This is a genomic window from Corynebacterium ureicelerivorans (genome assembly GCF_000747315.1).
In the GTDB taxonomy this organism is placed as follows: Bacteria; Actinomycetota; Actinomycetes; order Mycobacteriales; family Mycobacteriaceae; genus Corynebacterium; species Corynebacterium mucifaciens.
The window spans coordinates 1,072,630-1,095,366 of sequence record NZ_CP009215.1; the positions used below are offsets into that span (position 1 = coordinate 1,072,630).

At 62.6% G+C, this 22,737-nt stretch carries 26 protein-coding genes and 1 tRNA gene; 13 read left to right on the plus strand and 14 right to left on the minus strand.

The features are described 5' to 3' along the window. Window positions 1–14: 14 nt before the first annotated feature. From rsmD to CUREI_RS05400, 3 genes are read left to right on the plus strand one after another with little or no spacing between them, the layout of a single operon-like run. Window positions 15–611, plus strand: coding sequence for a 16S rRNA (guanine(966)-N(2))-methyltransferase RsmD (gene rsmD, locus CUREI_RS05390; protein ID WP_038611312.1), 597 nt, complete (start codon window positions 15–17; stop codon window positions 609–611). Continuing rightward, entirely contained in the window at window positions 612–1,088 is a 477-nt protein-coding gene (coaD, locus tag CUREI_RS05395) for a pantetheine-phosphate adenylyltransferase (RefSeq protein WP_038611314.1), read from the plus strand. Then, on the plus strand, window positions 1,088–1,825 hold the full coding sequence (locus tag CUREI_RS05400; RefSeq protein ID WP_038611316.1) for a sulfite exporter TauE/SafE family protein: 738 nt from the start codon (window positions 1,088–1,090) through the stop codon (window positions 1,823–1,825). Before coaD ends, CUREI_RS05400 begins: the two co-directional genes overlap by 1 nt. Window positions 1,826–1,838: 13 nt before the next feature. On the opposite strand, the gene CUREI_RS05405 is transcribed toward CUREI_RS05400, so the two are convergent. From CUREI_RS05405 to CUREI_RS12750, 5 genes are all read right to left on the minus strand, one after another. Beyond that, window positions 1,839–2,612, minus strand: a complete 774-nt coding sequence (locus CUREI_RS05405) for an amino acid ABC transporter ATP-binding protein (protein WP_038611318.1) — start codon at window positions 2,610–2,612, stop codon at window positions 1,839–1,841. Then, entirely contained in the window at window positions 2,609–3,583 is a 975-nt protein-coding gene (locus CUREI_RS05410) for an amino acid ABC transporter permease (protein WP_051952224.1), read from the minus strand. The genes CUREI_RS05405 and CUREI_RS05410 overlap by 4 nt, the downstream gene beginning before the upstream one ends. 2 nt (window positions 3,584–3,585) lie before the next feature. Further along, on the minus strand, window positions 3,586–4,485 hold the full coding sequence (locus CUREI_RS05415) for an ABC transporter substrate-binding protein (RefSeq protein WP_038611321.1): 900 nt from the start codon (window positions 4,483–4,485) through the stop codon (window positions 3,586–3,588). Window positions 4,486–4,576: 91 nt separating this feature from the next. Beyond that, entirely contained in the window at window positions 4,577–4,792 is a 216-nt protein-coding gene (locus tag CUREI_RS05420; RefSeq protein WP_038611324.1) for a hypothetical protein, read from the minus strand. Between the two features lie 6 nt (window positions 4,793–4,798). Further along, window positions 4,799–4,921 carry a hypothetical protein gene (locus tag CUREI_RS12750; RefSeq protein WP_269077753.1) on the minus strand — a complete coding sequence of 41 codons (123 nt, stop codon included), beginning with the start codon at window positions 4,919–4,921 and terminating at the stop codon, window positions 4,799–4,801. A 152-nt stretch (window positions 4,922–5,073) separates the two neighbouring features. On the opposite strand from CUREI_RS12750, the gene CUREI_RS05425 reads away from it, so the two are divergent. Both CUREI_RS05425 and CUREI_RS05430 read left to right on the plus strand, forming a co-directional pair. Continuing rightward, complete coding sequence (locus CUREI_RS05425; protein WP_038611327.1) at window positions 5,074–5,340, plus strand: helix-turn-helix transcriptional regulator; 267 nt, start codon at window positions 5,074–5,076, stop codon at window positions 5,338–5,340. Further along, window positions 5,337–5,810: a hypothetical protein gene (locus CUREI_RS05430; protein ID WP_038611330.1), complete on the plus strand. Its 474-nt coding sequence runs from the start codon at window positions 5,337–5,339 to the stop codon at window positions 5,808–5,810. The genes CUREI_RS05425 and CUREI_RS05430 overlap by 4 nt, the downstream gene beginning before the upstream one ends. A 15-nt stretch (window positions 5,811–5,825) precedes the next feature. Here the strand turns inward: CUREI_RS05430 and CUREI_RS05435 are convergent, their stop codons facing one another. The 5 genes from CUREI_RS05435 to CUREI_RS05460 all read right to left on the minus strand — a co-directional run bounded on the left by CUREI_RS05435 (window position 5,826) and on the right by CUREI_RS05460 (window position 10,228). Beyond that, window positions 5,826–6,995 (minus strand): MFS transporter, encoded by a 1,170-nt coding sequence (locus CUREI_RS05435; RefSeq protein WP_201773345.1) that lies wholly within the window; start codon window positions 6,993–6,995, stop codon window positions 5,826–5,828. Window positions 6,996–7,033: 38 nt separating this feature from the next. After that, a complete protein-coding gene (locus CUREI_RS05440; RefSeq protein ID WP_051952225.1) occupies window positions 7,034–7,489 on the minus strand; it encodes a MarR family winged helix-turn-helix transcriptional regulator in 456 nt (151 codons plus the stop codon). An 85-nt stretch (window positions 7,490–7,574) separates the two neighbouring features. Further along, window positions 7,575–8,051 carry a hypothetical protein gene (locus CUREI_RS05445; RefSeq protein WP_144242417.1) on the minus strand — a complete coding sequence of 159 codons (477 nt, stop codon included), beginning with the start codon at window positions 8,049–8,051 and terminating at the stop codon, window positions 7,575–7,577. Continuing rightward, window positions 8,048–8,257, minus strand: coding sequence for a helix-turn-helix transcriptional regulator (locus CUREI_RS05450; RefSeq protein WP_038611336.1), 210 nt, complete (start codon window positions 8,255–8,257; stop codon window positions 8,048–8,050). The genes CUREI_RS05445 and CUREI_RS05450 overlap by 4 nt, the downstream gene beginning before the upstream one ends. Before the next feature lie 1,731 nt (window positions 8,258–9,988). Next, complete coding sequence (locus tag CUREI_RS05460; protein ID WP_038611341.1) at window positions 9,989–10,228, minus strand: hypothetical protein; 240 nt, start codon at window positions 10,226–10,228, stop codon at window positions 9,989–9,991. Window positions 10,229–10,388: 160 nt separating this feature from the next. On the opposite strand from CUREI_RS05460, the gene CUREI_RS12225 reads away from it, so the two are divergent. Continuing rightward, window positions 10,389–10,754, plus strand: a complete 366-nt coding sequence (locus CUREI_RS12225; RefSeq protein ID WP_144242418.1) for a hypothetical protein — start codon at window positions 10,389–10,391, stop codon at window positions 10,752–10,754. 296 nt (window positions 10,755–11,050) lie between these two features. On the opposite strand, the gene CUREI_RS05465 is transcribed toward CUREI_RS12225, so the two are convergent. Beyond that, window positions 11,051–11,785, minus strand: coding sequence for a hypothetical protein (locus CUREI_RS05465; RefSeq protein WP_144242419.1), 735 nt, complete (start codon window positions 11,783–11,785; stop codon window positions 11,051–11,053). A 63-nt stretch (window positions 11,786–11,848) separates the two neighbouring features. Then, window positions 11,849–12,190 carry a hypothetical protein gene (locus tag CUREI_RS05470; RefSeq protein ID WP_038611346.1) on the minus strand — a complete coding sequence of 114 codons (342 nt, stop codon included), beginning with the start codon at window positions 12,188–12,190 and terminating at the stop codon, window positions 11,849–11,851. A gap of 123 nt (window positions 12,191–12,313) precedes the next feature. On the opposite strand from CUREI_RS05470, the gene CUREI_RS12445 reads away from it, so the two are divergent. After that, window positions 12,314–12,451, plus strand: coding sequence for a hypothetical protein (locus CUREI_RS12445; protein ID WP_158407451.1), 138 nt, complete (start codon window positions 12,314–12,316; stop codon window positions 12,449–12,451). 238 nt (window positions 12,452–12,689) lie between these two features. On the opposite strand, the gene CUREI_RS05475 is transcribed toward CUREI_RS12445, so the two are convergent. Beyond that, a tRNA-Leu gene (locus CUREI_RS05475) sits at window positions 12,690–12,763 on the minus strand. Between the two features lie 152 nt (window positions 12,764–12,915). On the opposite strand from CUREI_RS05475, the gene polA reads away from it, so the two are divergent. Continuing rightward, window positions 12,916–15,519 (plus strand): DNA polymerase I, encoded by a 2,604-nt coding sequence (gene polA, locus CUREI_RS05480; protein WP_051952398.1) that lies wholly within the window; start codon window positions 12,916–12,918, stop codon window positions 15,517–15,519. A 430-nt stretch (window positions 15,520–15,949) separates the two neighbouring features. Here polA and CUREI_RS05485 read toward each other — a convergent pair whose 3' ends face one another. After that, window positions 15,950–17,182 carry a YkvI family membrane protein gene (locus tag CUREI_RS05485; RefSeq protein ID WP_051952226.1) on the minus strand — a complete coding sequence of 411 codons (1,233 nt, stop codon included), beginning with the start codon at window positions 17,180–17,182 and terminating at the stop codon, window positions 15,950–15,952. A gap of 304 nt (window positions 17,183–17,486) precedes the next feature. On the opposite strand from CUREI_RS05485, the gene rpsA reads away from it, so the two are divergent. The 5 genes from rpsA (at window position 17,487) to CUREI_RS05510 (ending at window position 22,691) form a co-directional block, all read left to right on the plus strand. Beyond that, window positions 17,487–18,947 (plus strand): 30S ribosomal protein S1, encoded by a 1,461-nt coding sequence (rpsA, locus tag CUREI_RS05490; protein WP_038611352.1) that lies wholly within the window; start codon window positions 17,487–17,489, stop codon window positions 18,945–18,947. 120 nt (window positions 18,948–19,067) lie between these two features. Then, window positions 19,068–19,664, plus strand: coding sequence for a dephospho-CoA kinase (gene coaE, locus CUREI_RS05495; protein WP_038611355.1), 597 nt, complete (start codon window positions 19,068–19,070; stop codon window positions 19,662–19,664). 66 nt (window positions 19,665–19,730) lie between these two features. Next, on the plus strand, window positions 19,731–20,084 hold the full coding sequence (locus tag CUREI_RS05500) for a DUF4259 domain-containing protein (RefSeq protein WP_038611358.1): 354 nt from the start codon (window positions 19,731–19,733) through the stop codon (window positions 20,082–20,084). Between the two features lie 32 nt (window positions 20,085–20,116). After that, entirely contained in the window at window positions 20,117–22,216 is a 2,100-nt protein-coding gene (gene uvrB, locus CUREI_RS05505) for an excinuclease ABC subunit UvrB (protein ID WP_038611361.1), read from the plus strand. A gap of 16 nt (window positions 22,217–22,232) precedes the next feature. Further along, window positions 22,233–22,691: a universal stress protein gene (locus CUREI_RS05510; protein WP_038611364.1), complete on the plus strand. Its 459-nt coding sequence runs from the start codon at window positions 22,233–22,235 to the stop codon at window positions 22,689–22,691. Window positions 22,692–22,737: the final 46 nt, after the last annotated feature.

The following is a 22,737-nucleotide window of genomic DNA, read 5'->3' on the forward strand; positions in this document are numbered from 1 at the left end:
TTAGAGTTGTGGCCATGAACCGCATCATTTCCGGCGAGGCCCGCGGCCGGAAAATCAAGGTGCCGCCAGAGGGCACTCGCCCCACCTCTGACCGCGCGCGGGAGGGCCTGTTCTCCTCCCTGCAGGTCCGTTTCGGCTTCGTGGACAAGCACGTGCTCGACCTCTTCGCCGGCTCCGGTGCACTTGGGCTCGAGGCCGCCTCCCGGGGCGCTGCAGAGGTGGTGCTGGTGGAAAACAACCCCGATGCCGTGCGCATTATCGAGTTCAATGCCGGCGTGGTGGGCCACCCGAACACTGTCGTCGAGCCAGTGAAAGCGTCCACGTACTTGGCCCGCGCTCCGCGCAACCACTTCGACATGGTGCTCGCTGACCCGCCGTACGAGCTGGCGGATGAAGCTGTCGCCGAGATGGTGGAGGCGCTGAAGCCAGTGCTTCGAGACGGCGCCGTGGTCGTGGTCGAACGTCACCGGGAGAGCCCGGAGACCGCGTGGCCGGGGGAGTTCACACCCACCGGCCAGAAGCTGAAAAAACGGCTCTACGGTATTGCGCGGATGGACATGGCTGTTTACGCGGACCCGGACGCCGAGACGGTCGCGGAAGGGGAGGAATAGATGACAACTGCAGTGTGCCCTGGCTCATTCGATCCGATCACCAACGGGCACTTAGATATCGTCACCCGCGCCTCCCGTCATTTCGACGAGGTGGTGGTGCTGGTGACAGGAAACCCGACAAAGACCTCGGGCCTGTTCACCATCGACGAGCGGGTGGAGCTCATCCGCGAGGCCACGGCGCACCTCAATGGCGTGCGCGTGGACAGCTGGGGAGGGCTGCTGGTGGACTACACCTCCGCCCACCACATTACGGCGTTGGTGAAAGGGCTTCGCTCCTCCCTTGACTACGAGTACGAGCTACCCATGGCCCAGATGAACCGTCGCCTCACCGGCGTGGACACGTACTTCCTGCTCACGGACGAGAAATACGGCTACATCTCGTCCTCGTTGACCAAAGAAGTGGCCAAGTACGGCGGCGATGTCACGGGACTTGTGCCTGATACCGTCCGCGAGGCAATGTTGAAGAAGTTCCATTAATGCTGCAGGTTGTCGGGGTCGGGGTTGCCGTCGCCGTCGGCGCTGCCATGCAGCGTGTTTCCGGCATGGGCGTGGGGTTGATTGCGGCCCCGGCGCTCTCGTTGCTCCTCGGCCCCGTTGACGGCGTGCTCCTGGTCAACCTGCTTGCAGTCATCAACGCCGCCACCAATACCTGGGGGATGCGCGCAGACGTGGACTGGCAGAAATTCGCCCCCATCGCGCTGGCAATGGTCCTCGGCGTGGTGCCAGGAGCCTGGGTAGTCGCCAACGCGCCGACGGACGTGCTGCTTATCCTCGTCGGCGCGTTGTTGCTCCTCGCACTGTCCATTGTCACGCTGGGCAAGCGCTATGTGCCGCAGGTGGAAGGCGCCCTGCCCGCCGCCGTGTCCGGAGCCATCGGCGGGTTCATGAACACGCTCGCTGGCGTGGCGGGCCCCGCGATCACCGTGTACGCGGAGGCCGCGCGCTGGCCGCAGAAGGTGTACGCCGCGACGCTGCAGCCGATCTTTCTGGTCGGCGGCTCGCTGTCGTTCACGGCGAAAGTGCTCTCGGGTGCAGCCGATATCACCGCCATCGAGCCCGCGCTGTGGGCCGCTACGTTGACAGCCCTCGTGGCGGGTATTGCAGCAGGCACCACGTTGGCGCCGCGCGTGCCGTCCACAATCGCCCACCGCATCGCGCTCGGACTCGCCTTCTTGGGCGGGGCGACGGCGCTGGTGCGCGGCCTGTTCCTCTAACGCGCTGGTCGTACTAGAACAGGGTGGAGACGAACGCCTTGGTGCGTTCGTGCTGCGGGTTGTCCAGCACCTCTTCCGGGGTGCCGTATTCGATGATCTGGCCGCCGTCCATGAACGCGACCTTGTCCGCCACTTCGCGCGCGAATGCCAGCTCATGGGTGACTACGAGCATCGTCATGCCCTGCTCAGCCAGGTCGCGCATCACGCGCAGAACCTCGCCGACGAGTTCGGGGTCCAGGGCGGACGTGGGCTCGTCGAAAAGCATGAGCTTCGGGTCCATTGCCACCGCTCGCGCGATGGCGACGCGCTGCTGCTGGCCGCCGGAGAGCTGGATCGGGTAGGCGTCCGCCTTGCTGCCCAGACCGACCATCTTTAGCAGCTCCATCGCGCGGGTTTTCGCCTGCTCCACCGGCTGGCCCTTGACGTGTACCGGCGCCTCGATGATGTTGTCTAGCACGGTGCGGTGCCCGAAGAGGCTGAAGTTTTGGAACACCATGCCGATGTCCCGGCGCTGCCTCGCGGCGTCCTTCTCGCTCATCTCGTGGAGCACACCGTTTCGGTCGTGATAGCCAATGAGTTCGCCGTCGACGTACAACCGGCCGGCGCTGATCTTTTCCAAGTGGTTCACGCAGCGGAGCAAGGTGGACTTGCCGGAACCCGAGGGCCCGATCAAGCACGCCACTTCACCGGCAGCCACCTCGAGATCGATGCCCTTGAGCACGTCTAGGTTGCCGAAGGATTTCCACACGTCCACGGCCTGAATCATCGGCGTCTGCTTGATGGTCATGAGCGGGGGTCCTTCTTCTGCGGTTGGTCAACAATCTGGACGTTGTTCGGGATGGTGCCCTCGGCGTCGGCAAGGCTGGCTAGCTGGCGCGCGGTGAGCTGGCGTGTGGCGCCACGGTCGAAGTAGCGCTCGAGGTAGTGCTGCGCCACCATGAGCACAGACGTGATCACTAGGTACCAGGTGGCAGCCACCAGCAGCAGCGGCACCGGCTCAAAGAGCGCGGCCGCGATGTCCATGGAGCGGCCGTAGAGCTCGAGGGAATACGGCACCGCCACAACGAGCGACGACGTCTTGAGCAAAGAAATGAACTCGTTGCCAGTGGGTGGGATGATGATGCGCATGGCCTGCGGCAACACCGTGCGGTGCATGGTCTGGCCCCAGCTCATGCCGAGCGCTTTGGAGGCCTCCACCTGGCCCTCCGGGACGGCGGACACGCCCGAGCGAACAATCTCGGCCATGTAGGCTGCCTCATTCAAGCCCAGGCCGACAACAGCGAGCGCGAACGCCGAAGAGGTGAAGGGCTCCAGTGGTATCTCCGCGAAGCCGACGTTGATGGAGTCGTAGATGGCACCCACCAAACCCCAGAACATCAGCTGCACGTACACCGGGGTGCCGCGGAAGATCCACAGAAACACCCACGCAACCGTCTTGAACACCGGGTTCGGGCTCATGCGCATGACGGCGAGTAGCACACCACCAACAACACCGATGAGCATGGACAGCACCGTGATCGCAATGGTGTGCAGCGCCGCGGTGGCAATGCGGGTGTCCAGGAGGTACGTGAAGTAGGTGTCCCACCCGTAGGCGTCGTTACGCGCGGCGCCGATGACAAACCACACGACCACGAGGACGAGCAGCGCCGCCAGCACCCACCGGCCGGGGTGGCGCAGTGGTTTGGCTTCAATGCGCTCGGGACGGGTGCGCGATCCCCGCGTCCTCTGGGCGGCGTATTTCGAATAGGGGGTGCTCATGCTCACAGTCCTCCCGCGGGTTGTTCGTTGATCAGGGCCTGATCCAGAAGGCCGGTGTCGATGTTCCACTGATTGAGAATCCGGGCGTAGTCGCCGGTGTCGATGAGATGCTGCATGGCTGCGGCCATTGCGTCGGCAATTGGCGAGCCCTTCGGCACAGCGAAGCCGTAGGGGGCTGCGTCGAACATCTCGCCGACCATCTCCAATTCGCCGTCTGAGCGCTCGACGGCCCAGGCGGTGACAGGGGAGTCGGCGCTGTACGCGTCAGCTCGTCCGACCAGCGCCGCCAACGCAGCATTGTCGGCGGTGTCGAAGGCCAGCACGGTGAGGGGTTCTTTACCCGCAGCCTCGCAGGCCTCGGACTTGGGACGTACGTCGTCAGTCTCGGATACGGTGGTGCGCTGCACCGATACGGTCAGGCCGCACGGGTCAGAAGGGTCCACGCCGGAGCCTGGCTGGGCAGCCCACTGCACGCCTGCGTAGAGGAAGTCCACAAAATCAAAGGACTCTCGACGTTCTGCGTTGTCAGTGAAGCCGGAGGCACCCGCGTCAAGGCTGCCAGCGGTCACTGCGGGAAGGATAAGAGCGAAGTCCATGTCGTCGACGCGAAAATCCATGCCCATAACGCCTGCGACCGCGCGAGCGAGGTCCATTTCGACACCAACGATGTCGCCGCGCGAATTCTTGAACTCGAATGGGGCGAACGGCGGGTTCGCGGCGACGTTGAGCACCCCGTCGGCTGCGACTTCGGGCGGCACCATCGCGGCAATTTCCGGGACCTCATCGGGCACGATGGGTTCCCAACCTTCAGGTGTGCCGCCTTCCTCGTTGGTCACGCAACCGGCGAGCAGCGAGGTAGCAGCGAGGCAAGCCGCTATTCGCGCGGAGGTGGGGTAGTGCATTCCGGCTCCAAGTACACGATGAATAATTACAAAGCATTGTATATTACACCGGGCTGTAAATGGGCATCGGCGGGCCGACGCCTACCCGCCTCTACCGCTGGTTGGCCATGCGCCGGCCGCGCACGACAAGTTCGACAACCGATACGATCGCGATGGTGCCGACGAACACTGGGACGAGTACGCGAGCGGCCTGCTCAAATCCGTCGGCGAACTTTTCTGTGTCCGCGGTAAGCAAGCCCGGGGGCATATCGGCGTAGCCGCCTACTTCCTGTTTCAACCACTCGACTGGCTTCACTGAATCGGGCACGGATGACTAGGTCTCCGACGACTGGGTCCCATCCTGCACCTGAGATGACTGTGCGGTGGCGATGTGAGCCTGGAGGCTTGCGAGGACGAGTACTCCGGCGGTCGTGCCGGCGACGAGGGAATTGCGCATGGGGCGTATCTTAACCAATTCGTTAACATCCGCGACTCCTGCGCGCAGATGTCCTCGCCGCGCCAGATCGCGTTGCCGTCGGTCTCCGGATGGGCCCCGTCAATTGAGCGAAAGTGTTGACAGAATGTTGGGTTTAGGCAACACTTTGCCCTATGCCCCTAAAGAAAGCTGCCGCTGAGCCGATCTACAACCGGGTGAGAGTGTTGCGGGTTGAGAGGGACATGTCGCGCCAGCAGCTCGCTGACGCGGTTGAGGTGAACGTTCAAACCATTGGCGCGTTGGAACGCGGCGACCACAACCCGAGTCTGCTCCTGGCGTTCCGAATCTGTGAGGTGTTCAACCTCCCTGTGGAAGCAGTGTTTTCCAGAACTGAATTCAGCCTCATGTCGACAGAGATGTACCGGAAGGAAGCGAAATGACCACTACTCCGATCCCCGACGCCGTAGCTACACGTAAGCGGCTGGTGCGGGTAGGCGACGTCGCCGTTGCTGCGCTCGTGCTGTCGGTGGCCCTGCATTTCCCCGCGCAGGGAGTGTCGAACCTGCTCTGGATCCTTGGCGGCCTTGTGGCTGCCCTGGTAATACGCGGTCTCCGCAGAGCGATCGGCAACGCCGACCTGCCTCAGGCGGAACTCGATGAGTACGAACTTGCCCGGCATCTCCAAGCTCGGGAGGAAGGGCTTCGGTGGTCGCTTGGCCTCTCGCTGGCGATATTCGTTCTCAGCGGGGCCGTAGCGTTTGCGACGCGCTTTTGGGTAGATCCGGACGGCGTCACGGTCGCGCTCTTCTTTGCAAAGACCGTCTACTGCCAGATGATCTTGGTGCCCTACATCGTCGCACGCTCGCTTGCCGGCAAGATCAACCACGACGAGTTGAGCGCCCAGGAGTGACCGCCCAGCCAGGTGTTAGAGAATGCGGTGCAGCGTCTTTCGGCCTGCGAAGAGGATTGCCAGGGACAACACGAGCGAGCCGGCGCCGAACCAGTACGGCACGCCAGCGCCCAGCGAGGCTGCTAGAGGCCCTGAGGCGGCCGGCGCCACCGCACCGCCCAAAAAGCGCATGCCCGAATAGCTCGACGACGCCACGTTGCGCGGCATCTCCGTCGCCTCCATGACGGCTTCGGTGAGCGCGGTGTTGAATACCCCGATGAACACACCCGCCAGAATGACCAGCGCCACCACCACCTTCAGGTTGTGGACCCCAAAACCAAGTACTGCAAGGTTGATGCCAAACCCGGTGAGGATAGTCACCAGCACGGGCATCAGGCCGAAGGTGCGGACGAGCCTGGGGGCGAGGAACACCGATGAGACAGCGAGGGCGAGGCCCCATCCGAAGAACACGTAGCCCAGTTCGGTCGCGCCGAAGGCGCGTCCGCTTTGCTCTGCGGCTTGGTCGATCGGGTAAGGGGAGTAGGCGAGAAGGGTGAAAAAGCCGTAGTTGTAGAACACCGCAACGAGACCGAGCGTGAGCAGCGCCGGGTCCTTCACAGCTGCTAGGCCCGCAGTGAACGCCACGGGTTCGGGCTTGGTCTTCGCCTTCTGTAACAGTGACGCGATGGCGATGAAGCCGGCGGCCATTAATGCGGCCGTGCCAAAGAACGGTGCGCGCCAGCTGATCTCGCCAAGGACGCCGCCGGCAAGCGGGCCGACGGCCATCCCGATACCCATCGCAGCCTCGTAGAGAATGACCGCCTCGCCAGAATTTCCCGCTGCGGCACCCACGATAGCGGCGAGCGCGGTCGAGATGAACAGCGCGTTTCCTAAACCCCAGCCGGCGCGGAACCCGATAATCGCGTCGACGGAACCCGCAGCGCCAGACAATGCAGCGAACACGATGATCAAGGCCAGACCGATCAAGAGCGTGGTCTTGACGCCGATGCGCGAAGAAATGAACGCGCTGAAGAACATCGCCAACGCGGTGATGAGGAGGTAGCTGGTAAACAGCAGCATCGTCTGGGTCGGCGAGGCGTGAAGCTCCCGGCTAATCGCGGGCAGGATCGGATCGACCAACCCGATGCCCATGAACGACACCGCGCAGGCAAAGGCGAGCGCCCACACCGCGACCGGTTGTTTCAAAATGGAATGGGATTCCGTGTGTACGTGCGGCGTGTCTGTCACGCGCGTCCTCCTGTTCGTTGTTTCAAGTCGGCTGCCAGCCCTGGAAAAAGCTCCGCCGCGCGCTTGAGCGTTGCGACGTCCTCCGGCTTCAACGCGTCAAACACCGGGGCCACCGCCTCGGCCGCTGCTGCCCTGTAGCTGCGTAGAACCTTGCGGCCGGCGTCGGTGATGGTCAGCGCTGTTGCGCGGGCATCGTCGTCGGCGGTGTGTCTGGCGGCGTAGCCGTCGTGCACAAGCCGCTTCATGGCTTGGCTCATGGAGGGCTGGCGGATGCCTTCCCGTGCTGCAAGCTCTCCAATCCGGAGCCCCGGCTCGCGCTCGAGGGCGGCAAGCGCGCGCATGGAAACGTTTGAAAGCTCCATGCCCGACGCCTGGTACGCGGCGCGTGTGAAATGACTTCCGGCCGCGATGAGCTCCACTGCGAGCGCGGCGAGGTCCTCGTTGGAGTGCATAGGATAACTATATAGGTTGCCTATGCATGGCAAAACCCCGCAGGCCATAAAGGCGTGTGGGGTGTGCTCGTAGTGGGGAGAGGTGCTAATCCTCGGCCTCTGCGTCGAGGCGAGTCTGGTCGCGCTGGCGGCGCTTCTTGCTGATGGTTCCGGCCATCACTACGGCCGCAACGGCGCCGACGATTGCGCCGATGGCGCCAGCGCTGTCGAAGCCGCCGGTGACGATGACACCTGCCAGCCAGACAGCGCACAATGCCCAGTAGGTGACAATGATGCTGCGTGGGGTGTTGCGAAGCCGGAAGATCGGCGACGCGACGTAGTTGCGCATCCACTGCGAGCTCGCCGCACTGCTAATCAGTGGGGTCAGCAGGACGATTGCCGACCACAGGGACTGGCGGCCTGGCAGCACCCACGCGAGGATCGCGCCAACGAGCGCCATGCCGATCAGTGAGGTGTAGAAGCCCACCGAGTTTGCTTTGTGATACGTCGCGGCCTCGAACTCGTCGGTGGCGGTGCCGTCGACGTAATTGACGATTGAGTCTCCAAAGTTCTTGAGCATCATTTCTCCTTAGTTTGACCAAAGATTTCTTCAACTGACTTTTCAAATTGCCGGCAGATATCGAGCGCCAAGTAGACGGAAGGCGAGTAGTTGCCCCGCTCGATGTTGGCGATGGTCTGCCGGGAAACACCGACGCGGTCAGCGAGCTCCTGCTGCGACAACTCGTGCCAGCGCCGCCATTTGCGAACTGTGTTGGTGTGGTCGCCCATATGGCCTCCTTCCATTTACAAAATGTAAAAAGAACAACGCGCAGTGTCAAGAGTGCTTTACATTTTGGCGAAGGGCTGGAGTTATGTAGGGATAAGAAAAAGAGGCACCGCGCCCGACGGTGCCTCGAAAAAAGTGTGCCCCAGGTGATGTCTGGTTCGGTGACACCGTTCCGCTCCTCGTCCGCAACGGCCTCGAGCGGCAACGGAGCGCTCGTCGATAAGCGAAGGCTTCTGCCTGCGATTTCCTGGGGCCGCAACGCGGCTCCAAAACTGGCCCATACCGCGTCAACCCACCCCCGAAACAACCCCGGAGCGTCCGGGGCAATCTGCTGCCCGCTGAAACCGACCGGGATGTAGCGCTGAACAACTCTCAGAACCCTACAACTCACCCCATCTCGGGGCACACGAAAAAGAAAAAACTCGAGACTCCGTAGGAACGATGTCTCGAGACAACAACACAGCGTGCCCCAGGTGAGACTCGAACTCACACTGGACGGGTGCGAGAAATCGACCGATTTTTGACTCACCGCGTCATGCGCGGTGGCCAGGGCAGGCAACGAGCAATCGAATGCCTGTGCGCATGGCCAACCCCCGTAATGAGGGTCATAGAAGTGGACCGGCATGCAACGACGCCCCCCTTAAAGGGTGGATACGAAGGTGCCGGAAATTGATATTGGTCTGAGAGAGTGTTGCGTCGAAACCAGTGTCCATCAAGTACCTTGTTGCATCCTCTCAACACCGGAAAGGCTCTAAATCATGCGAAAACCTACTCGCAAACTTGCAAAAACGGCACGCGTCGCGGCTTCGGCGATGATGGCCACTGGTCTCACGTTCTCAATGACGCTTGGCACCGCCCATGCGGCCGACTCACAGGTATCGGAGCAGACAGTCCTGCTCGACGTACAACCGAATGCTTCGGACCGGCTCACAATGGACATCTCAGCATCTAACGGGACCTTTGAAATCGACGGGTCGCAACCACGGCTTATCGATGCCAACGGGCAAGTAAGTCGCGTGTTCAAGACTGGAGTAGTAACACTCCCCGATGGCCAAGAAGCTGAGGTAACCTACACCTTGGTCTCAGACACGAAATTGGAGGCGCACGTTCGCCCAACCCGTGGATTGGATAGGGATTGTTTCGGGGATGCCCTAATCCTTGGGGGTACGGTCTCAGGTAGCCTGATCGCAGCACCGGAAGCTTTGGGTGCGTCTCTCGCGGCGGGTGCGGTTGTTGCAGGGTCAGAGTGGAATGCCCTTAACTCATGCTTCGGAAAGTAGGATGATAGATGAACGTAAAGGCGCTGCGTAAATTTGCGCTAGTTGTAATCATGTTCTTGATCCTCGGCGTTTTGGCGTACGAAGTATTCACTGGGTCACTGACTGTTAGTACGACCGTCGTTGCAGTGGGTGCTTTGGCATTTCTGGCCTGGGGGTATTGGAAGGTTTCCCACGAGCGGCCGAGCACGGTCACAAACGGCTAGTAAGAAGCTACGGCGGGTGCTTTGGGCATCAGATATTTTCCAAATCACCAGCAAACGGCGCACCTCCCCATACCGGTTTCTAGGAACACTTCGGTAGCCCCTAAGCGAGCGTAAACGGCATCCACAAGCTCGATGAATGGGACCGCAGGTTGCCCATTACACGTCCCAATCGCAACAGGGGCGTGATAAAGTGGCCGTCGACTCGGCGCCCCACCTCGCCGCCCTACTTTCTCCTGGGAGGGCGGTTCTTCTATGCGGGGCCGTCGCGATCGTCGGCGCGCGGCGTGGTGTACGGCGAATCCCATGACCGCGGTGTGACATCCGCAGGGCGACCGCGGTGGAGCCGGGCATGCGGTGAGTCATCCTCCGGCTCGACCCAGCCCTCGCTGCGGAGGCGGTCGAGCGCGGTGACGGCGGCGTGGTGTAGCTGCGGGTCGATGGCGCAGCGCAACTGGCTCGGGGTCAGCGCCGCGTTGTGGGTCTCGACCACGCGGGCCAGCGCCGCACGCGCCGCAGCGACCGAGGCGTCGCTATGAGTGCAATCTGAGGTTTCGGAGCGACCTAGGCACTGTATGTGACGGGCAGGGTGCTGGCCGGGGGCTTGCAATGCTGCGGCGGATGTCTATTTCCACGCCGTTCTGGGGAAGCCAATGAACTTGAGTAACTCTTCCAACGACGCGCCCATCAGTTCAAGTAGCTCGACCACTCCCGTTGAGTACGCTTATCGTGACGGCTCATCAGTTTGCTTCACCCACAATGACCTGTTGGTCGGTGCTGGGGCAGCAATCGTCGCCGCTGCTGACGCAGGCCCGGTTGCCCTTGCCGCAGCTCTTGAGGCCGCAGCCACCGCGTTCGGAGGACCTGTAGGTACAGCGATTGGTTTCGTGCTTGCCGCAGCCAGCGCACCCAGCCTGGTCGAGCTCGGCGGACGTGCGGTCACTGCGGTTGCCACCAATCGTGGCCTCAAGATAGGAGTTCAGGCGGACTACCCGCCCGTGTACTCAGACTACTGCTGAGAGGAGATCCCATGAATCAGCGATTAGCTTTACTCCAAGTCGTTTTCCACATCCTCACCCTCACGGGATGTACTCTTTTGTCGACCCACTTCGAAGCTGGGAGCACCAGGCCAGGGGATCAGTTAGCCCTTGGATTAATTCCGCTCATTCTGGGAGTCGGCGGAACGGCTTACCTTGCAATCGTGAAGAAGCATCGCGACAGCTGGCGTTATGGAATTCCGACTATCGTTTTCGGCGTAGTCATATCGGTATTCTTCCCGTCTTTCTTCTCTCGTATAGTAGTTCTGATCCTCTTCCTACTGCTCATCGGCGCTACTGCATTGAAGACGCAGCGGACCCCAGTTAGGGCATAGATCTCTTACGACTTGGGTACACGACGCCAGCAAGTAAAGACGCGGCCCTGGACTTACCTCGGGCGGCGTCTTTACTTGCTGGACATAAACACATTGTGCGGGAGTTTTTAGGGGGGTAGCCATGGGTGACGCAGCGACGCCCTCCAGGCGCACGCAGCCGGCCGCGGCGACGTCCTCCCACCGCACACCTGCCCGCACGGCCCGGCAGAACGTGCCGACGTATGTACGGGTAGCACTCGCTCCGGACTCGCCACGCTCGCCGGATCGTTCGTAGGCACGAATCTGGCCACGTCGCTCCGCAGCGGCTTGCTCCGCGTCGCGTGCGACGTGCTCCATCCACGCGAGCGTGCGCCGATGCACCTCAATGAGTAGACCCGTCCACTCCCAAACCGACTCGTCGATGTGTGTCGAGTCGTGAAGCAGCGCAGCCAGCGTCGCCAGACGGATACGCACAGTGGTGAAGTGGCTCTCGCGTGAGTCCTCGTCGTCGTTCTCGGCCAGCGACGCGAGCTCGGCCTTACGCAGCGCAGCGTAGACACCCTCGCATGCGGTCATGCGCGTGCCCGGTGCGACCGTGATCGCGGGCGCGAGGGTGTCGGGGTCGTAGGCGATACCGAAGTCGAGCTCGCCCCACGGCCGCGCGGAGGGGGCAAGCACGGTACGTTGCACAAGACCCACGCGGTCGAGCGCGAGGTAGTCGGCCGCGAGCTCGGGCTGGGGACCACCGGTGAGAAAGCACGTCTAGTCGACACCGTCGATTCGCGTGTTGCTGTGCGTACGGGTTGCATTCCCGATCGGCGCACCACTCCACGCCGAGAGGAGCGCCTCGATCACGGTCGAGCCCTGCCGAGCCCCCGCGCGGGTCAGCGACGTAACCTCGTCGTAGAAAATCCACGCCGGCGGGTGGGCCTTCATCACGCGCTGCCGTACGTGCTTCCCATCGACCTCGGCTTCTTCCTCGTCCTGGAGAAGGTCGGCTAGGGCCTCACCCGAGCCGAGCTCGGAGGTGGTGTCGAGGTCACCTAGTGCGGTGAAGAGCGGTGTGCCCTCCGGGCCGTGTGGGGGCTCGCGGTGGGTGGACATCCGTGCAGACCGTGAACGCATGGCGTCGCGCGGCGTTGAAAGACTCTGGTGTGGAGTGGGTCAGCGCGCGTGTGCTGCGCCGTACACTGGCCACGTTCATCGCCGCTGGGCAAGGCGACCAGGTTGCGCGCCGATCAGCTCGGCAGCGCCCGCGTTAGTGTGACCACGAGGCATTACATCGACACCCACGGTGTCGTCCGCGACGCGGGGCCGAGCGCCTTCGCCGCGTTCATCGACAGCGATACTGACACAGCGGAGTGACCATCGGGGTCGCCCCCCCGGGGTGGGGACAGGACAGCACCCCGGACCCCTCCCGCCGACCACCGCTGAGCGCCGCGCATGGGGGGTGGTCAAGTCGGTTTACATTTCTCGGATCAGCGCTGCGATAGCGACTCTCCGCGACCTGGGAAAACATCACCGCGCAAAACCAAAAAGTCAACAAAGTGTCAACAGTTTTGCTCGACCGTCTGACGAAAACCTTGTTGACCAGCCACTTCGGTGCCCCAGGTGAGACTCGAACTCACACTGGACGGGTTTTGAATCCGTTGCCTCTGCCAATTGGGCTACTGGGGCATCGCGGGAAAGTGTATCCCAGTGCAGCCTGAGGGAGGAAATCGCCCCGCAGACGCTCCAACCGGGCTGTGTCGGGGCGGCCGCTAAACTGGCCAACCGTGAGCACTACACCGGAGAACACGAAGCGACTGCTGCTTGTCGACGGGCACTCGATGGCCTTCCGCGCTTTCTATGCCTTGCCCGCGGAGAACTTCTCCACCTCCGGCGGCCAACACACGAATGCGGTCTACGGGTTTTTATCCATGTTTGCCAACATCCTGGCCGACGAGAAGCCGACACACGCCGCGGTCGCCTTCGATGTGGGACGTAAAACCTTCCGCACGGAGCGCTTTCCGGAGTACAAGGCGCAGCGCGAGGCCGCGCCGCCGGAGTTCAAAGGGCAGGTGCCGATCATCGAGGACGTGCTGGGCGACCTCGGCATCGCCACCTTGAGCAAGGAGAACTTCGAAGCAGACGACATTGTCGCCACGCTGGTGACCCAGGCCCGTGCCGAGGGCGACTTTGAGGTTGTGCTGGTCAGCGGCGACCGCGACTACATCCAGCTCGTAGACAATTCCACGACACTGCTGTACCCGACGCGTGGAGTCTCCACCATGACCCGTTTCACGCCAGATGAGGTGGAGAACAAGTACGGGCTGACGTCTGCGCAATACCCCGACTTCGCGGCGCTGCGCGGGGATCCGTCGGACAACCTGCCCAGCGTGCCGAAGGTGGGGGAGAAGACCGCCACCAAGTGGATCACGCAGTACGGCAGCCTCGAAGGCCTCATCGAAAGCGCCGACGAGCTCAAGGGCGTGGCCGCGAACAACTTCCGTGAGCGCATCGACCAGGTGCGCCTCAACCGCGAGCTCACACAGATGGTCACCGACGTCGAGCTGCCGGTCGGCCCCAGCGACCTGGAGCTCAAGCCGGCGGACGTTACCCAAGTCGCCTCCCGCTTCGACGCCCTCGAGTTCGGGGTGAACCTTCGCGAGCGCGTCCTCGCTGCCGTGCCTACCGACGGCTCCGCTCCGGAAACCGCGGCCGTCGAGCTCGAGGACATCGTGCTTGACGACGAGCCTCTGGACACCTGGCTTGAAGAGCGGTCAGCTGACGGCTTAGCGGTATATCTCACCGGCAACGCGGCGCCGGGGCAGGGTGACGTAGTCGCGTTGGCGATCGTCGACAAGCAACGGCACGCGGTGAGCAAGCTCGCGGCGGACTTGAGCGCCAAGGAAGACGCGGCGCTGAAGCGGTGGCTCGAATCGGACGCGCCGAAGTTCATGCACGAAGCCAAAGCGGCCTACCACATGCTTCGCGGCCGTGGAATCAAGCTTGCCGGTGTCGCGCACGACACCGCGATCGCGGCGTACCTGCTCCGGCCAGGTCAGCGCACCTACGCGCTGGAGGATATCTACCAGCGCCACCTGCAGCGCCAGCTCAACGTCGGGTCAGACCAAATGAGTTTGCTGGGCGACACCGCAGACACAGATGCTGCGGCCGCGATCCTGGAGTTGTCCGCGGAGCTTGCGAAAGAATTGCGCGAGATTGATTCCTACGAGCTCTACGCGGACCTTGAGCTTCCACTGGTAACCGTGCTCGCGGAAATGGAGCACATCGGCATCGCGGTGGACTTGGACGTATTGGAAAATCAGCGCAAAGACTTCGCTCACAAAGTCGAGCAGATCGAGGAGGAGGCGCGGGTGCTCGTGGGCGAGCCGTCGCTGAACCTCTCCAGCCCGAAGCAGCTTTCCTCGGTCCTCTTTGACAAGCTCGAGTTGCCGAAGACCAAGAAGACTAAGACGGGGTACTCAACCGCCGCGGGCGAGATTGAGGCGTTGGCGGAGAAGCATCCGCACCCGTTCTTGGACCACCTGCTCGCGCACCGCGAGATGCAGAAACTGAAGTCCACCATCGAGGGCCTGATCAAGACGGTACAGCCGGACGGGCGCATCCACACCACCTTTAACCAGACGGTGGCATCGACAGGTCGGTTGAGCTCGGCGGAACCGAACTTGCAGAACATTCCCGTGCGAACCGAGGCTGGCCGCACCATCCGCTCCGCATTCGTGGTGGGCGGCGGATACGAATGTCTGCTCACCGCCGATTACTCCCAGATTGAAATGCGCGTCATGGCGCACTTGAGCCAGGACGAGGGTTTGATCGAGGCGTATCGGGCGGGGGAGGACTTGCACAACTTCGTGGGCTCGCGCGTCTTCGACGTGCCGATTGATCAGGTGACGCCGGAGCTGCGCCGACGCGTGAAGGCCATGTCCTACGGGCTTGTGTACGGTCTTTCCGCTTACGGGTTGTCCAACCAGCTGTCCATCTCCGCAGGGGAAGCGAAGAACATCATGGAGAGCTACTTCGAGCGCTTCGGAGGCGTGAAGCGCTACTTGAATGAGGTGGTGGAGCAGGCGCGCCGCGACGGCTACACCTCTACGGTCTTCGGCCGCCGCCGGTACCTGCCGGAGCTCAACAGCGATAACCGTGTGGCGCGGGAGAACGCGGAACGTGCAGCACTCAACGCGCCGATCCAGGGCACGGCGGCCGACATTATCAAGGTGGCCATGCTCAGGGTCGACGCGGCGCTACAGGGCAAACAGTCCCGCGTGCTTCTGCAGGTGCACGACGAACTCGTGGTGGAAGTGGCCCCAGGCGAATTGGAAGAGGTCCGCGAGATCGTCGAGCGCGAGATGGATGGCGCCATCGAGCTGCTTGTGCCGCTGGAGGTCTCGGCGGGCACAGGCGCGAACTGGGACGCGGCGGCGCACTAACGCACTGCGGGCCCAGTGGCCGTCCGTAGAGCGAAGGCGGGTAGGAACGCGGTGCTGTTCCTACCCGCCTCGCTCCACGGCATCTTCCCCGGTTGCCGTGACCCCCCAACAGGAGCCTCCCCCCACGCGGCTCCGAACCGTATTCACTTGTGTTCCTCCCCTCGGGGGAAGGGGCCGCCGGGGTGGGCCCTTGACCAGGCCGGGGCTTAGATTTCACCCCTGGCTAAGTCGTCCCCCGAAAGCCAGGGAATACCTTACCGCTGTCTAAAAGCAGGCTCCACTGTAAGTGGGTATGAGCTAGATAATCCACCTAGTGTTCACCTGCCGGGCGAGAAGGCGCACAACTGGCCAGGATAAGAAACGCGCCGGCAACTGACGGTTTGCCGACAGTTCACCGGCCGTTTCACCCCCGCGAAATACCCCCTTGCTCTCAAAGCAAGTCGTTGAGGGAGCGCTTGCTGTCCTTTTCTTCTCCCGCGTCGATCTCGTCTTGGAGCGCTTCCTTGAAATCGTCGTCTTCCAGGTTCGAGTCGCTGGCGAGGTCGTCCACATCAGCGTCGCCTTCACCCTCGACGGCGTCGCTGCGGCGCTGACCCTCCTCCTTGAGCTCGCTGCGGTGGCGCAGGTACACCACCGTCATCACTGCCATGACGAAGAGTCCGAGGTAGCCCAAAATCGGGTACAAGCTGCTCACCAACGGTTGGAAACCCGCAAAGGAGAGGCCGAAGCCCACCACACAAGCAATCGCGTAAACGGGGTAGAACCGCTCAGGCTTTTTACGTGTGAGACGTTTTGCCAGCGCGTAGAACATGCCGAGGCAGGTGTTAAACACCATGATGAAGATGACCCACGTCATGATGAAGCCAAGAACCGGGTCCACGTTGTCGATGACGGCGAGCAGCGGCATGTCTGCGCCGTTGACGGACTGCACCTGGATAAGTAGAGAAGCAACCAGCAGCGCGAGCATCACTGCGTAGATCACGCCGCCGAGGATCCCGCCAAGGCGGGAGCTCTTGGTGTCGAACTCATCGCCCGCCATGACGATGGCCATGGATACGCCGCACAACGCGTTGAGCCCGGTGTGGTTGAGTGCGCCCAGCCACCAGTACGGCGTGCCGTCCGCCCGGGTCACTTCATTTTGCGCGTACTCACTGACCTCGCTCCAGCTCGGGTCCATCTGGGTAAAGGAGTAGATGGAGCCGATGAGCACGAACACCACCAGAAGGGGAGTAGCCCAGCCGATGACAGAAGAGACCTTGTCCACGTCGAAGCGTCCGACAATCAACATGAGGACGAGCATCGCTACCGCGCCAACCCAGATCTGCCAACCAAACGCCTGGTTCAGGTTGGAGCCGGCGCCGGCGAACATGACGAAGCCGACGGAGAACATACACGCGACCGCAGACCAGTCCATGACGAATGCCGCGGGTTTCCAGGTGACGTTGTAGAAGACCTCGTTATGTTCATTGGCCAGGAAATACGAGCCGAAGGACATGAAGGCGGTCGCTGCCAGCAGCATGGTCACGCTGGCCAGGATCACGCCGTAGAAACCGTGGGTGCCGTAGGACACGAAATACTGTAAGGCTTCCATGCCCGAGGCGAAGCCGGCACCAACGACGATGCCGACAAAAGAGGCAGCGACTGCAAGGCTGCGTTTCAACATTGTTTTGCTCCTGAGGACAAACTGGTAATACGGTCAAAACCGTGACAATGGTAGCGCGCGTCTGCCCCCTGCCCTGTAGCTGACGCGCTCCAGCGGTTTATTTGCTCTAGCTGGGAAAAGTAGGTACGCTTCTCGGAGCGTGTCTATGCGCGAGGGTGGTGCCCACCGTAATAGGAGGGTGGGGCGACTGGCTCGGCGCGAGATCGGCAGACACAATCCCCGCCCGAACGGAAAGGGTGTGCGCTGCTGAAAGAGACGCTTCTGTCCATTCACGACCTCCTATTTTTCGGAGCACATACTACTTATGCGCACTTCCAACGCACCGCAGGTTGCCATCAACGACATCGGTGGCCCTGAGGAATTTCTTGCCGCTGTCGACGCCTCCATCAAGTACTTCAACGATGGCGACATTGTCACCGGCACCGTGGTCAAGGTTGACCACGACGAGGTTCTGCTCGACATCGGTTACAAGACCGAGGGCGTCATCCTCACACGCGAGCTGTCCATCAAGCACGACGTCGACCCGGAAGATGTGGTCGAGGTCGGCGATGAGATCGACGCGCTTGTCCTGACCAAGGAGGACAAGGAAGGCCGCCTGATGCTGTCCAAAAAGCGTGCGCAGTACGAGCGCGCTTGGGGCACCATCGAGGAGCTTCAGGCCAACGACCAGCCGGTTACCGGCACGGTCATCGAGGTCGTCAAGGGTGGCCTCATCCTCGACATCGGACTGCGCGGCTTCCTGCCCGCCTCCCTCGTCGAGATGCGTCGCGTCCGCGACCTGGATCCGTACATCGGCCAGGAACTCGAGGCGAAGATCATCGAGCTGGACAAGCACCGCAACAACGTTGTGCTGTCTCGCCGCGCCTACCTGGAGGAGACGCAGTCCGCTGTGCGCTCCGACTTCCTGCACCAGCTGCAGAAGGGCCAGGTCCGCAAGGGTGTCGTGTCCTCCATCGTCAACTTCGGTGCGTTCGTCGACCTCGGCGGTGTTGACGGCCTGGTGCACGTCTCCGAGCTGTCCTGGAAGCACATCGACCACCCGTCCGAGGTTGTCGCAGTGGGCGACGAGGTCACTGTCGAGGTCCTCGACGTCGATCTCGACCGCGAGCGCGTTTCCCTGTCGCTGAAGGCGACCCAGGAGGATCCGTGGCGCGTCTTCGCCCGCACCCACGCTGTGGGCCAGATCGTCCCGGGCAAGGTCACCAAGCTCGTTCCGTTCGGCGCGTTCGTCCGCGTCGAAGAGGGCATCGAGGGCCTCGTGCACATCTCCGAGCTGGCCCAGCGCCACGTGGAGGTTCCGGACCAGGTTGTCAACGTCGGCGAAGAGGTCATGGTCAAGGTCATCGATATCGACCTGGACCGCCGCCGCATCTCCCTGTCCCTCAAGCAGGCGGACGAGGACTTCGTGGAGGAGTTCGACCCGTCCCGCTACGGCATGGCGGATTCCTACGACGAGCAGGGCAACTACATCTTCCCGGAGGGCTTCGACCCGGAGACCAACGAGTGGATGGAAGGCTACGACGAGGCTCGCCAGGAGTGGGAGGCTCGCTACGCCGAGGCGGAGCGCCGCCACGCAGCCCACGCCGCCCAGATCGAGCGTCACCGCGCCGCTGCCGCCGAGGCTGCGGAGCAGGCCAGCGACCAGGCCAACTACTCCTCCGAGTCTGCTGCGGCTCCGGCAGCTGACCAGGCCGAGGAGAGCATTGGTTCCCTGGCTTCCGATGAGCAGCTCGCAGCCCTGCGCGACAAGCTCGCTGGCAACTAAGTACTCGCAAGCTCGTACTTAGGAGAAGCTGAGGACAAGCGAGTAAGCGCTCTGCTTAGCGACGACGTCCCGCCCCCGACCGCAGCGGTCAGGGGCGGGACGTTTGCTATCTTCGGGCGCATGAAGAAAGTGGGCCTGACAGGCGGCATCGGCAGCGGTAAATCGACGGTGGCGGGGATGCTCGCCCGTCGCGGTTTTGTCGTTGTCGACGCCGACGAGATTGCCCGCGGGATCATGGAACCAGGTTCCCCGGTGCTCGACGAGGTGGCCCGCGCGTTTGGCGCCGACCTGATCGACGCGGACGGGGCACTAAACCGCCGTGAGCTTGCCCGCCGAGCATTTGCGTCGGATGCTGCCACTGCGCGGCTCAACGCAATCACCCACCCGGCCATCCGGGCGGAATCCGAGCGACGTTTCGCCGCAGCGGAGGCAGCGGGGGAGCGGGCCGTTATGTACGACATGCCCCTGTTAGTGGATTTGGGGCTGGACAAAGCGATGGACCTCACCGTTGTCGTGGATGTGGACGTCGACGAAAGGGTCCGAAGGCTCGTCGATACGCGGGGCCTCGACGAAGCCGACGCACGCGCGCGGATCGCCCAGCAAGTGGACGACGCTGCGCGCCTTGCCGCGGCCGACGTTGTCATCGACAACAACGGGCCCTTGGAAGCGCTTGCGCCGCAAGTGGATGCACTGGTGCGGCATATCAACGGTTTGTGACCTGTACCGCGGAAATTCACCGGTGCGACACATCCCATTTACCTTGCTGGTCTACGTTCTCATGCCATGGGTACGTGGAACACGGGGCCGTTTGACAACGACTCTGCCGCCGATGCGGTGGCTGCGCTGGTCGACGGCACGTTCCGCATGGACCAGTTCCGTTTCGAATGCGGCGTGGGCACGCTGAGCACCGACGATGCGGAGTCCGTCATTGCGCTCGCCGCGGTGCTGAACGGCCACCTTCCCGACGAGTTCGCCGGGGAAGTGGTGGAATACCCCTTTACCTTGGACGACAGGCGGTGGATCCGCAGCCGAGCCCAGGCAGCGCTGCACCCCGGGGTATCTGCGCTGTACTCGATGTGGGAAGAAGCCGGCGAGCTGGACGAGTGGCTCGCTGCCTCGCGCCGGTACGCGGGCTAGGCGGTGTCGGCGCGGCGCGTAGACTGTTCGCCATGGCTTTTGCTGCTGAACACCCCGTCCTCGCGCAGTCCGAATTCCGCCCAGTGGGCGAGATCGAGCGGCGCGAGAAGCCGTTCGAAGTTGTCTCGGAGTACAAGCCGTCGGGCGACCAGCCGCATGCGATCGCTGAGCTCGACGAGCGGCTTAACCGCGGTGAACGCGATGTCGTGCTCATGGGTGCGACAGGCACCGGCAAGTCCGCGACAGCGGCCTGGCTGATTGAGAAGCAGCAGCGCCCCACGCTCGTGATGGCGCCGAATAAGACACTGGCGGCCCAGCTCGCAAACGAGTTGCGGCAGCTGCTGCCAAACAACGCCGTGGAGTACTTCGTGTCCTACTACGACTATTACCAACCGGAGGCGTACATCGCGCAGACGGACACGTACATCGAGAAGGACTCCTCCATCAACGACGATGTGGAGCGGTTGCGCCACTCCGCCACATCGGCGCTGCTATCGCGCCGCGACGTTGTCGTGGTGTCCTCGGTCTCGTGCATCTACGGCCTTGGTACCCCGCAGTCGTACCTGGACCGATCCATCGTGCTGCGCGTGGGGGAAGAAGTGGAGCGGGACCGCTTCCTGCGCTTGCTAGTGGATGTGCAGTACGAGCGCAACGACATCGACTTCAAGCGCGGCACTTTCCGCGTCAAGGGCGACACGGTCGACATCATTCCTGCGTACGAAGAGGTGGCCGTGCGCGTCGAGTTCTTCGGCGACGAGGTGGACGCGCTGTACTACATCCACCCACTGACCGGCGACGTGATCAGCCAGGAGGACGAGGTCCGTATCTTCCCGGCGACCCACTACGTGGCAACGGACGAGCGCATGGAAAAAGCCATCGAGGCGATCAAGCTCGAGCTGGCGGACCGGTTGGAGGAGCTGGAGAGCAAGGGCAAGCTCCTCGAAGCCCAGCGCCTGCGGATGCGCACGGAGTACGACCTGGAGATGATTCAACAGGTCGGTTTCTGCTCCGGCATTGAGAACTACTCGCGCCACATGGACGGCCGCCCCGCAGGTTCGGCCCCGGCGACGCTGATCGACTACTTCCCGGAAGACTTCCTCACCATCATCGACGAGTCCCACGTCACCGTGCCCCAGATCGGCGGCATGTTCGAAGGCGACATGTCGCGCAAGCGCAACCTGGTCGAGTTCGGGTTCCGCCTGCCCTCTGCCGTGGACAACCGTCCATTGACGTTCGACGAGTTTGAGGCCCGCGTGGGCCAAACCGTCTACATGTCCGCAACTCCCGGGGACTACGAACTGGCCGCCTCCGAAGGCGAGTTCGTCGAGCAGGTCATTCGCCCGACCGGCCTGGTGGACCCCAAGGTCACAGTGAAGCCGACGAAGGGGCAGATCGACGACCTCATCGACGAGATCCGCACACGCACCGCAAAGGACGAGCGCGTGCTGGTGACCACGCTGACCAAGCGCATGGCGGAAGATCTCACGGATTACCTGCTGGACAACGGCATTAAGGTGCGTTACCTGCACTCCGACATCGACACGCTGCAGCGAGTCGAGCTGCTGCGGCAGCTGCGCCTCGGCGAGTACGACGTGCTCGTGGGTATCAACCTCCTGCGCGAGGGCTTGGACCTGCCCGAGGTGTCTTTGGTGGCCATCTTGGACGCTGATAAAGAGGGGTTCTTGCGCTCCACGAAGTCGCTCATCCAGACCATCGGCCGCGCCGCGCGTAACGTCTCGGGCGAGGTCATCATGTACGCAGACCAAGTCACCGAGTCCATGCAGGACGCAATGGACGAGACCGAGCGCCGCCGCGAGAAGCAGATCGCGTACAACAAGGAGCACGGCATTGACCCGCAGCCGCTGCGCAAGGCCATTGCCGACATCTTGGACCAGGTGTACGAGAACGCGGACGCCGACGCGTCTGCAAGCCTAAGCTCCGACGCGGCAGTTGCGGACCGCCCCGACGTATCCAACATGGCGTCCGATGACGTGCAGAAGCTTATCGACGACCTGACGGTCCAAATGCGCGACGCCGCCGGCGAGCTGAAATTCGAGCTGGCGGGCCGGCTGCGTGACGAAATCGCAGATTTGAAGCGCGAGCTGCGTGGTATTAAAGACACAGGCAACTAGCGAAAGGACTTCTGTCTTGCACACCTACCATTCGATCGCTGTCGGCACTGACGGATCCGCCACTTCCATGGTGGCCGTGCGCGCTGCCGCCAGCCTGGCACGCGTCTACGGTGCGGAGCTGACGATTATTTGCGCCCACTACACCGCATCCGGCTCCATGTTGAACTCCACGAACGCTGAACTGTCCCGCGTGGACATTGTGACGGCGACCAACGCGCGCGACATCCTGAGCAAAGCGGAAGAGATTGCCCGGGAGGAGGAGGCCGGCAAGGTCAACCTGGTGTCCAAGGGTGGCCAGCCGGCGAGTGTGTTGGTGGAAGCCGTGAGCGAATACGGCGTGGACTTGTTGGTGGTGGGCAACAAGGGCATGCGCTCGATGGCGGGCCGAATTTTCGGCAACATCCCCGGCAACGTGGCAAAGAAGGCCCCGGTTGACGTCATGCTCGTGGATACCAGGGCAGAGGGACACGACTAGGTGGGCCGAGGGGTAGACTGGCCGTGTCCCGCAAGTTGTGAAAGGT